The following is a 9,138-nucleotide window of genomic DNA, read 5'->3' as shown; positions in this document are numbered from 1 at the left end:
GGTTAAAAAAGTATCAGCTGTGCATTCGCTGTGCGTTTGTCCGGGGTTTTCCAAGCTGGTGTAATCAAGCCGTCCACCATGGCTGCGCAGCTGTATTTGAAGCTGCTGTAATCGACGCTCAACAACAAAAACAACAGGTGGAAACCGCCATGCTCCCGACCTGCAAAGCCAAGCTCCCGCAAGCGCTGTTCCTGCTGACCGGCCTGGCGCTGGCCATGCCCAGCTACGCCGCCGACACCGTCACGATCGCCACGGTCAACAACAGCGACATGATCCGCATGCAGCGCCTGTCCAAGGTGTTCGAGGAGCAGCACCCGGACATTAAGCTCAATTGGGTGGTGCTGGAAGAAAACGTATTGCGCCAGCGCCTCACTACCGATATCGCCACCCAGGGCGGGCAATTCGATGTGCTGACAATCGGCACCTACGAAACGCCGCTGTGGGGCGCCAAACACTGGCTGGAACCGCTGACCCAATTGCCGGCTGACTATGACGCTGACGATATCTTCCCTTCGGTGCGCCAGGGCCTGTCGGTCAACAACACCCTGTATGCCCTGCCGTTCTACGGCGAAAGCACGGTCACTTACTACCGCACCGATCTGTTCAAGCAAGCCGGCCTGAGTATGCCCGCGCACCCGACCTGGACCCAGCTCGGTGAGTTCGCTGCCAAGCTCACCGCAAAAGATAAAGGCCAATACGGCATGTGCTTGCGCGGCAAGGCCGGCTGGGGTGAGAACATCGCACTGCTCAGCACCATGGCCAACGCCTTTGGCGCGCGCTGGTTCGACGAACAGTGGACGCCCGAATTGACCAGCCCTGAGTGGACGGCAGCCGCCAACTATTACGTCAACACCCTGAAAAACTATGGCCCGCCGGGCGTCTCCAGCAACGGTTTCAACGAAACCCTGGCGCTGTTCAACAGCGGCAAATGCGCGATCTGGGTGGATGCCAGCGTCGCCGGCTCTTTCACCACCGACAAGAGCCAGAGCAAGGTAGCTGATGACGTAGGCTTTGCCGCGGCCCCAACCGAAGTCACTGACAAGGGCTCCTCCTGGCTTTATGCCTGGTCCCTGGCAATCCCGGCCACGTCCAAGCATAAGGACGCCGCCAAAGCCTTTATCAGCTGGGCAACCTCCAAGGACTACATCCAATTGGTCGCCGATAAAGAGGGCATCACCAACGTACCGCCGGGCACCCGCCAGTCCACTTATAGCGAGGCGTATTTGAAGGCCGCACCGTTTGCCCAGGTGACGCTGGAAATGATGAAACACGCAGACCCCGCGCACCCTTCGGCCAAACCGGTGCCCTACGTGGGCATTCAGTACGTCACGATTCCTGAGTTCCAGGCGATAGGCACCTCCGTGGGGAAACTGTTTTCCGCTGCGCTGACGGGGCAAATGTCGGTCGATCAGGCACTCGCTGCCGCACAGACCTCCACCGAACGTGAAATGAAACGCGCCGGTTATCCCAAGTAGCCAACGGTGCATCGGGGGCCACTGTCCCGGTTTGTCTGGACACCGAGTGGCCTCCATCGCGGACAAGCCGCGCGCCCACAGGATTGCGCAATTAATGTGGGAGCGGGTCTGTCCTGATGCGTCTCGCTGCCTGAACGCTACACCCCGCCTGCCCTTGATCGGGCTTACCCGAATGTTAGAAAACGGATGAACCCCCCATGAAACGACTGGAAGGTAAGAGCGCGCTGATCACTGGGTCGGCGCGCGGGATCGGCCGCGCTTTTGCCCAGGCTTATATCGCCGAAGGCGCAACGGTTGCCATCGCCGACATCAACCTGCAACGCGCCCAAGCCACGGCGGCCGAACTGGGCCCACAGGCTTATGCGGTGGCGATGGACGTCACCGACCAAGCCTCCATCGACGGCGCGATTGCCGCTGTGGTCGCCCATGCCGGCAAGCTCGATATCCTGATCAACAACGCCGCGCTGTTCGACCTCGCACCCATCGTCGACATCACCCGCGACAGCTATGACCGGCTGTTCTCGATCAACGTGGCCGGTACGCTGTTCACCTTGCAGGCGGCGGCGCGGCAAATGATCAGCCAGGGGCACGGCGGCAAGATCATCAACATGGCCAGCCAGGCCGGGCGGCGCGGTGAACCGTTGGTGGCCATCTATTGCGCGACCAAGGCCGCGGTGATCAGCCTTACGCAATCGGCGGGGCTGAACCTGATCAAGCAGGGCATCAACGTCAACGCCATTGCTCCCGGTGTAGTGGACGGTGAGCATTGGGACGGCGTGGACGCGTTGTTCGCCAAGCATGAAGGCCTGGCGCCCGGTGAGAAGAAGCAGCGGGTAGGGGCTGAGGTGCCGTTCGGGCGCATGGGCACGGCCGGGGATTTGACCGGAATGGCGATTTTTCTGGCGTCGAAAGAGGCCGACTATGTGGTTGCCCAAACCTACAACGTCGACGGCGGTAACTGGATGAGCTGACCTGTTTTTGCGCCGGCGTGGCGACGGTGCGTGGCGGGGGGATTCACTGTGTGACCAGTCATCAGCCGGCGGCTTGATATCGACCCAAAGCGTTCGTTAGCAGGGATGCCGGCGCTCAAGCTCTCGTGCAGGATGAAACGTAAGCACGTCATCAATGACTTCCTCGTTACACAAACGTAATCTTGCCGACTCGACAACTAAAACAAGACAAAGAATCAGGAGTCATCGATGCAACCGATCCGTCTCGGTCTGGTGGGTTACGGCAAGATTGCCCAGGACCAACACGTTCCCGCGATCCACGCCAACCCCGCGTTCCAGCTGGTGTCTGTCGCCACGCAAGGGCAGCCCTGCGCCGGGGTCGAGAACTTTCGGTCCCTGGGCGAGCTGCTCGACAAGGGTCCGCAGGTCGATGCGATTGCGTTTTGCACGCCGCCGCAAGGTCGCTTCGCGCTGGTGCAACAAGCGCTGGCCGCTGGCAAGCACGTGCTGGTCGAAAAACCGCCGTGCGCCACGCTGGGTGAAGCGATGGCCTTGGTGAGCCAGGCGCAGGAGCAAGGCGTCAGCGGTTTGTTCGCCTGGCATTCACGCTACGCGCCCGGCATCGAAGCCGCCCGAGCCTGGCTGGCCAACCGCACCCTGCAAAGCGTGCAGATCGACTGGAAGGAAGACGTGCGCAAATGGCACCCCGGTCAGGCCTGGATCTGGCAACCCGGCGGCCTGGGCGTCTTCGACCCGGGTATCAATGCATTGTCGATTGCAACCCATCTGCTGCCGCTGCCGCTGTTTGTCGAGTCTGCCGAGCTGCGAGTCCCCAGCAACTGCCAGTCGCCGATTGCCGCTTCCATCAAAATGTCTGACGCCTGTCACCTCGACGTCCGCGCAGCGTTCGATTTCGATCACGGACATGAGGAACTCTGGAGCATCGAGATTCGCTGCACCGAAGGCACCCTGCGACTGGACAATGGTGGCGCGCTGTTGAGTATCGACGGCGTGCGCCAGGCCGTCTCGGAGGAGGGCGAGTACGCGGCGGTGTATCGACATTTTCAACAGCTGATTGGCGACAAAACCAGTGACCTGGACCTCCAGCCGCTGCGACTGGTTGCCGACAGTTTTTTTGTCGGCAGTCGGGTATCGGTTGAGCCGTTCTACGACTAACGTCCGCTCGGGCAAAGGTTGAGGCAAGCCTCAGCCGGAGGCTCGTGCATTGATATATTGACATATCGGTAAATTTCGATATCTTCGGGTCATGGAATTACTCGAAATATTCAAAGCCCTCTCAAACCGTACACGCCTTGAAATCTTGAAAGGTTTGAAGGATCCGGCCAAGAACTTCCCTCCGCAGGATGAAGGTGACGTTCATACGGTGGGCGTCTGCGTCAGTAGTATTCAAGAAGGCGTCGGCCTGTCGCAGTCGACGGTGTCTGATTATCTGGCAACGCTGCAACGAGTGGGCTTGGTCGAAGTCAGGCGCATCGGTCAGTGGACCTACTACAAGCGCAATGAAGCAACCATCAGGGCTCTTGCCGAGATCATAGGGCAAGAACTGTAGTTTTTTTTACCACAAGATATCGAAAAATCCCGATATCCCTTTTTATCGAAACGAGGATTGACCATGAAAGCGCTCATACTCAAATCATTTGGCGGCCCGGAATCGTTCGAACTTCGCGACGTGCCCAAGCCAGTGCCGCACGCAGGACAGGTCCTGGTCCGGGTACACGCAACCTCCATCAATCCGCTGGATTACCAGGTACGACGTGGCGATTATCCCGACCTGGTACAACTGCCGGCCATTACCGGACACGACGTATCTGGCGTTGTCGAAGCCGTCGGGTCGGGTGTGACGACCTTCGCTCCGGGAGACGAGGTCTGGTACACCCCGCAAATATTTGACGGGCCAGGCAGTTACGCCGAGTACCACGTTGCTGCCGAAAGCATTGTCGGGAAGAAGCCTCCTTCGCTCAGCCATCTTGAGGCGGCAAGCCTGAGCCTGGTCGGCGGAACGGCGTGGGAAGCACTGGTCGTGCGTGCGGCGCTCAGAGTGGGGGAAAGCATCCTGGTCCACGGCGGCGCGGGAGGCGTCGGTCATGTGGCGATCCAGCTGGCAAAAGCCATCGGAGCAAGGGTGTTCACGACCGTGCGCGAAGCAAACGTTGAGTTCGCACGAAGTATGGGGGCCGACGTGATCATCGACTACGAGAAGGAGGATTACGTCGACGCCATCATCCGGGAAACGGGTGGTCGCGGAGTCGATGTCGTGTTCGACACCATCGGCGGCAACACACTGTCGCGTAGCCCCGACGTGCTCGCACAACTTGGCCGCGTGGTCTCGATTGTGGACATTGCCCAGCCACAAAATGTTGTTCAGGCCTGGGGCAAGAACGCGAGTTATCACTTCGTTTTCACAAGACAAAACCGCGGCAAGCTTGATGAGTTGAGCGCATTGATAGCGCGCGGTCAGCTGCGACCGCACGTTGGCGCCGTCTATTCGCTCGCCGACATTGCGCTCGCCCATGCGCTTCTGGAGAGGCCCAACAACGGTCTTCAAGGAAAAATCGCGATTGCCGTAGGGCCGTCGTCCCATCTCGTCAGTGCGTAATGTTGACCGTTGAACTCGCTTTAGGGGAACGCCATGATTTATGAAATCGCTCTGCTACCCGTGCACAAAGAACACATTGAAACGTTCAGGCGTGCATTTGCCGAGGTCGCCCCTTTGCTCTGCCGAGCAAAGGGTTACCGCGGTCACTTGCTCGCGCAAGGGATCGAAACCCCCCAGCTATTCAACCTGATCGTGCGATGGCAATCACTCGAGGATCACACGCCGGGCTTCGAGGCGAGTGAAGACCATCGGCTATTCATGATGGGCTTGGAGGAATATTTTTCGGAAGAACCGACGGTCTATCACCTTGAGGGGGGAGCTTTTGCTACAGGTGAATATGATGATCCGAACAGCGCCGTCGGGATGGGGAATGCTGTTGCCTGAGGCGTTTGTAGCTTTGCCGGATCACCGCTCGGCACTGTTCGCGTAAGCCCTTTACAATTTCAAGCCAGCAGCTCAGTGATCCATCGGGCCTGCCGGGCGATGTCTTGCACCTTCTCCTCGGGCACGGCCTGCCGCGCCCGGGCGAAGTGGGTCAGGGTCTGCTGCTTGTGGCGCAGGATGCGCTGCCACTTGAGCAGGAACGCCGGGCTGCGGGCCTGCATTTGCAGCGGGCCGAAGTACAGCTGCTCGGCGGTATAGGTAACCGGCTCGGCGCGCTCGGCGACAATAATCTCGTAGTAAAAACGGTTTTCCCGCAGCAGCTCTTCGTGCAGGATCTGGTAGCCGTTGTCCATCAGCCACTGGCGCAAGGGTTGTTCGCCGCCGTTGGGTTGCAGGACCAGGCGTTCGCGGCCACTCAAGTGCGAAGTGCCGCTGTCGAGGATGTCGCGAATGGTCTCGCCGCCCATGCCGCAGAGGCTGATCGCCGTGATGCCGTCACTGGGTTCGATGGCCGCCAGGCCATTGGCGAGGCGCACGGTGATTTGCAGGTCTTGGCCGCTCTCGCGCACGGTGCGTTCGGCCGAGTGGAACGGCGTCAATGCCACCTCGCCGGCCACCGCCGATGCGATGGCGCCCCGGCGCATCAGCGCCACCGGCAGGTAGCCGTGATCCGAGCCGATATCGGCCAGGCGCGCGCCCACNGGCACCTGCGCCGCCACGCGTTCCAGGCGCATGGACAATGTCTGTTCGTTCAACCGCAACCCCTTTTCACCACGAACGTCCGGCACGTTGGCCGAATCGGGGCGCCATTCTGGCGAGCAACGCCGTGCATTTCAAATTCCTGCGACCGGGGCCATGGATCGCGCCGCGCCTTAGCGCTCGAAGCGAACATGAATCCGGGCACTTTCTGCCATCGCTGAGTCAGTTCGGCGGTGCAATCGGCCAACAGCGCCTTACCTCAATTTCACAAAACCCTCAAAGCAACCGTTCAATGGCAGAATCTCCCCCACTTGATCGTTTTGGAGAACACCATGCTTCGTGCGTTTGAACGAAGACTCGACCCTTTTCCTCCTGACGAGGTACCACCGCCACCCGCCGGCCTGGCTCGGTTCCTGTGGGCCTGTACCCGGGGCGCCCGCGGTTACATCCTTGCGCTTGCGCTGCTCAGTGCCTGCGTGTCGATTTACGAAGCCTGGCTGTTTTCCTTCCTCGGTCAGGTCGTGGACCTGCTCTCGACCTGGCAGGCGGGTGGTGAAGCGGCGGCGCAGGAAAGTCGCGTGTTGTGGGGCATGGGCATCGTCATGGTAACCAGCGTCGGGCTGGTGGCGTTGCGCACCATGGTGCAGCACCAGATATTGGCGATTAACTTGCCGTTGCGGCTGCGTTGGGACTTCCATCGCCTGATGCTGCGGCAAAGCCTTTCGTTTTTTTCCGATGAGTTTTCCGGCCGAGTCACTACCAAGGTGATGCAGACGGCGCTGGCGGTGCGCGACGTGCTCTTCACCCTGATCGAGATCGCACCCGGGATCGGGGTGTATTTCATTGCGATCATCGCACTGGCCGGCGGCTTCGCGCTGAAACTGATGCTGCCGTTCGTTGCCTGGGTCGTGTTGTTCGGTCTGGCCATGCTGTACTTCGTTCCCCGTCTGGGGAAAGTCGGGCAGGAACAGGCCAATGCGCGGTCGATGATGACCGGGCGTATCTCGGACGCCTACACCAACATCACGACGGTCAAGCTGTTCTCTCACTCCAATCGTGAAGCGCACTTCGCGCGTGCCGCGATGGAGGATTTCAAGCAAACCGGCTTTCGCCAGATGCGTCTGGTCAGCCAGTTCGAGATCGTCAACCAGGCACTAGTGGTGGCGTTGATCATGGCCGCCGGTGGTTATGCCCTGTGGCTATGGCACCTGGGGGAGGTTGGCGCGGGTGCCGTGGCTGCGATCACCGCGATGGCGTTGCGGATCAATGGCATGTCGCACTGGATCATGTGGCAAATGACCTCGCTGTTCGAGAGCATTGGCACCGTACAGGATGGCATGGCGACACTGACCCTGGGCGCCAAGGTGCAGGATGCACCGGGTGCGGGCGTGCTAGTGACCTCAGGCGGCGCAGTCACCTTCGAGAAGGTGAGCTTCAATTACAATGGCGAGCGCCAAGTGCTCGATGGCCTGAGCCTGAGCATTCGTGCGGGCGAAAAAATCGGCCTGGTTGGCCGCTCTGGCGCTGGTAAATCCACGCTGATCAACCTGCTGCTGCGCTTCTATGACGTCGACAGCGGGGTGATTCGCATCGATGGCCAAAACATCGCACATGTGACGCAAGAAAGCCTGCGCGGCTCCATCGGCATGGTCACGCAGGACACCTCCCTTCTGCACCGTTCTATTCGCGACAACATCGCCTACGGCCGTCCCGATGCGACCGACGCGCAAATTCGCAGCGCCGCGGCCAATGCCCAGGCCGATGGGTTCATTAGCCAACTGAGCGACCGGCAAGGCCGTACCGGCTACGACACCCTTGTGGGTGAGCGCGGCATCAAACTGTCGGGCGGCCAGCGCCAACGCGTCGCAATTGCCCGTGTGATGCTCAAGAACGCCCCGATCCTGCTGCTTGACGAGGCCACCAGCGCGCTGGACTCGGAAGTCGAAGTCGCCATTCAGGAAAGCCTCGATGAAATGATGCAGGGCAAGACCGTGATCGCGATCGCCCATCGTCTGTCCACGATTGCGGCCATGGACCGGCTCATCGTCATGGATGACGGACGCATCATCGAACAGGGCACTCACAGCGAATTGCTTGCGAAGAACGGCGTCTATGCGCGGCTGTGGCAGCATCAAAGCGGCGGGTTCCTGGGAGAAGACAAGGGCGTGTTCGAGGCGATGGATCAGGTGTGAGGGGGAGGGTGCGTGTCCGAGCGAACTGTTGATTTGCAGAGCCCGGACCGAATTCNGCCATCCAGTTGAGGTTGTGTTAGCGCATACGCTCACGAAGTGAGATCACAGCTAGCCATCGCCGTGAACCGGGAAGCTGTTCTTACATTTGTTATTGAATTGATTACATTGCGTATCAACTGAAATACGCATCAGCGGCATTATCACAGGAGAGCACTGCCACTACAGTGGAGAGGACATTTTTCTCGGGTGCCTCCCATGATTCAGAGCATTATGAAAACTGCTTGCCTGACAACGTTTCTTGCCCTGTGTACAACCCTGTCGGTGGTTCAAGCACAACCACTGCCGCTCGGTAAAACCGGTGCTTCGTATAACGAAGAGGTGGAGTGGCGAAGCTTTCCAGCGTTTCCGCAAGAAGTAAAACTCGCCGTATTGGTCGGTGATCCCGCCAAGCCAGGCCCCTACGTTGTGCGAGTCAAAGTGCCGAATGGCACGAAGTTAATGCCCCATACCCATCCTGAAGACCGTATATACACCGTCATGTCCGGTGTGTTTTACATTGGTTTTGGCTCGGTATTTGATCCGGACAAGTTGATCGCTTATGGCCTGGGCAGTGTCGTGGTGCTCCCGGCCAATACTCCGCATTTTCATTGGGCCAGATCGGGGGAATATATTTCTCAGGTGTATGGAACAGGTCCGCTGGGGCTTGAGTACATTGACCGTCGTGACGATCCTCGTCATGCGTCAAAGTGAAAAGGAGAAGGGGGCAGGCTCAGCCCTTGGCCCGGTGACGCAAGCGCGAGTATGAAATCAGCATGCTGGTC

General features: G+C 59.5%; 9 protein-coding genes. 8 read left to right on the top strand and 1 reads right to left on the bottom strand.

All coding sequences use genetic code 11. The features are described 5' to 3' along the window. Window positions 1–215: 215 nt before the first annotated feature. The 6 genes from B7L09_RS04715 to B7L09_RS04690 all read left to right on the top strand — a co-directional run bounded on the left by B7L09_RS04715 (window position 216) and on the right by B7L09_RS04690 (window position 5,426). Complete coding sequence (locus tag B7L09_RS04715; protein WP_438269291.1) at window positions 216–1,475, top strand: ABC transporter substrate-binding protein; 1,260 nt, start codon at window positions 216–218, stop codon at window positions 1,473–1,475. 197 nt (window positions 1,476–1,672) lie between these two features. After that, entirely contained in the window at window positions 1,673–2,446 is a 774-nt protein-coding gene (locus B7L09_RS04710; RefSeq protein WP_064452769.1) for an L-iditol 2-dehydrogenase, read from the top strand. A gap of 228 nt (window positions 2,447–2,674) precedes the next feature. Continuing rightward, entirely contained in the window at window positions 2,675–3,601 is a 927-nt protein-coding gene (locus B7L09_RS04705; RefSeq protein WP_094467919.1) for a Gfo/Idh/MocA family protein, read from the top strand. A gap of 91 nt (window positions 3,602–3,692) precedes the next feature. Continuing rightward, complete coding sequence (locus B7L09_RS04700) at window positions 3,693–3,995, top strand: ArsR/SmtB family transcription factor (RefSeq protein WP_094467918.1); 303 nt, start codon at window positions 3,693–3,695, stop codon at window positions 3,993–3,995. Window positions 3,996–4,058: 63 nt separating this feature from the next. Then, the gene (locus B7L09_RS04695; protein ID WP_094467917.1) at window positions 4,059–5,042 is read left to right on the top strand and encodes a zinc-dependent alcohol dehydrogenase family protein; all 984 of its coding nucleotides are present in this window, start codon (window positions 4,059–4,061) and stop codon (window positions 5,040–5,042) included. Between the two features lie 33 nt (window positions 5,043–5,075). After that, on the top strand, window positions 5,076–5,426 hold the full coding sequence (locus tag B7L09_RS04690; RefSeq protein WP_094467916.1) for an antibiotic biosynthesis monooxygenase family protein: 351 nt from the start codon (window positions 5,076–5,078) through the stop codon (window positions 5,424–5,426). Window positions 5,427–5,485: 59 nt separating this feature from the next. Here B7L09_RS04690 and B7L09_RS04685 read toward each other — a convergent pair whose 3' ends face one another. Continuing rightward, window positions 5,486–6,181 (bottom strand): tRNA (adenine(22)-N(1))-methyltransferase, encoded by a 696-nt coding sequence (locus B7L09_RS04685; protein ID WP_255141759.1) that lies wholly within the window; start codon window positions 6,179–6,181, stop codon window positions 5,486–5,488. A 276-nt stretch (window positions 6,182–6,457) separates the two neighbouring features. Here B7L09_RS04685 and B7L09_RS04680 point away from each other — a divergent pair, with 276 nt between their 5' ends. Next, on the top strand, window positions 6,458–8,317 hold the full coding sequence (locus B7L09_RS04680) for an ABC transporter ATP-binding protein (RefSeq protein WP_094467914.1): 1,860 nt from the start codon (window positions 6,458–6,460) through the stop codon (window positions 8,315–8,317). A 255-nt stretch (window positions 8,318–8,572) separates the two neighbouring features. Beyond that, window positions 8,573–9,067 (top strand): cupin domain-containing protein, encoded by a 495-nt coding sequence (locus B7L09_RS04675; protein ID WP_094467913.1) that lies wholly within the window; start codon window positions 8,573–8,575, stop codon window positions 9,065–9,067. Window positions 9,068–9,138: the final 71 nt, after the last annotated feature.

It is taken from the genome of Pseudomonas mandelii (assembly GCF_002251635.1).
Lineage (GTDB): Bacteria > Pseudomonadota > Gammaproteobacteria > Pseudomonadales > Pseudomonadaceae > Aquipseudomonas > Aquipseudomonas mandelii_B.
Note: the sequence above shows the minus strand (reverse complement) of the source record. Positions and strands in the feature narration are given on the sequence as shown.

Excerpts from the sequence above, each read along its gene's own strand:
- B7L09_RS04715 (WP_438269291.1), top strand. The coding sequence starts at position 216 with ATGCCCAGCTACGCCGCCGACACCGTCACGATCGCCACGGTCAACAAC.
- B7L09_RS04710 (WP_064452769.1), top strand. The coding sequence starts at position 1,673 with ATGAAACGACTGGAAGGTAAGAGCGCGCTGATCACTGGGTCGGCGCGC.
- B7L09_RS04705 (WP_094467919.1), top strand. The coding sequence starts at position 2,675 with ATGCAACCGATCCGTCTCGGTCTGGTGGGTTACGGCAAGATTGCCCAG.
- B7L09_RS04700 (WP_094467918.1), top strand. The coding sequence starts at position 3,693 with ATGGAATTACTCGAAATATTCAAAGCCCTCTCAAACCGTACACGCCTT.
- B7L09_RS04695 (WP_094467917.1), top strand. The coding sequence starts at position 4,059 with ATGAAAGCGCTCATACTCAAATCATTTGGCGGCCCGGAATCGTTCGAA.
- B7L09_RS04690 (WP_094467916.1), top strand. The coding sequence starts at position 5,076 with ATGATTTATGAAATCGCTCTGCTACCCGTGCACAAAGAACACATTGAA.
- B7L09_RS04680 (WP_094467914.1), top strand. The coding sequence starts at position 6,458 with ATGCTTCGTGCGTTTGAACGAAGACTCGACCCTTTTCCTCCTGACGAG.
- B7L09_RS04675 (WP_094467913.1), top strand. The coding sequence starts at position 8,573 with ATGATTCAGAGCATTATGAAAACTGCTTGCCTGACAACGTTTCTTGCC.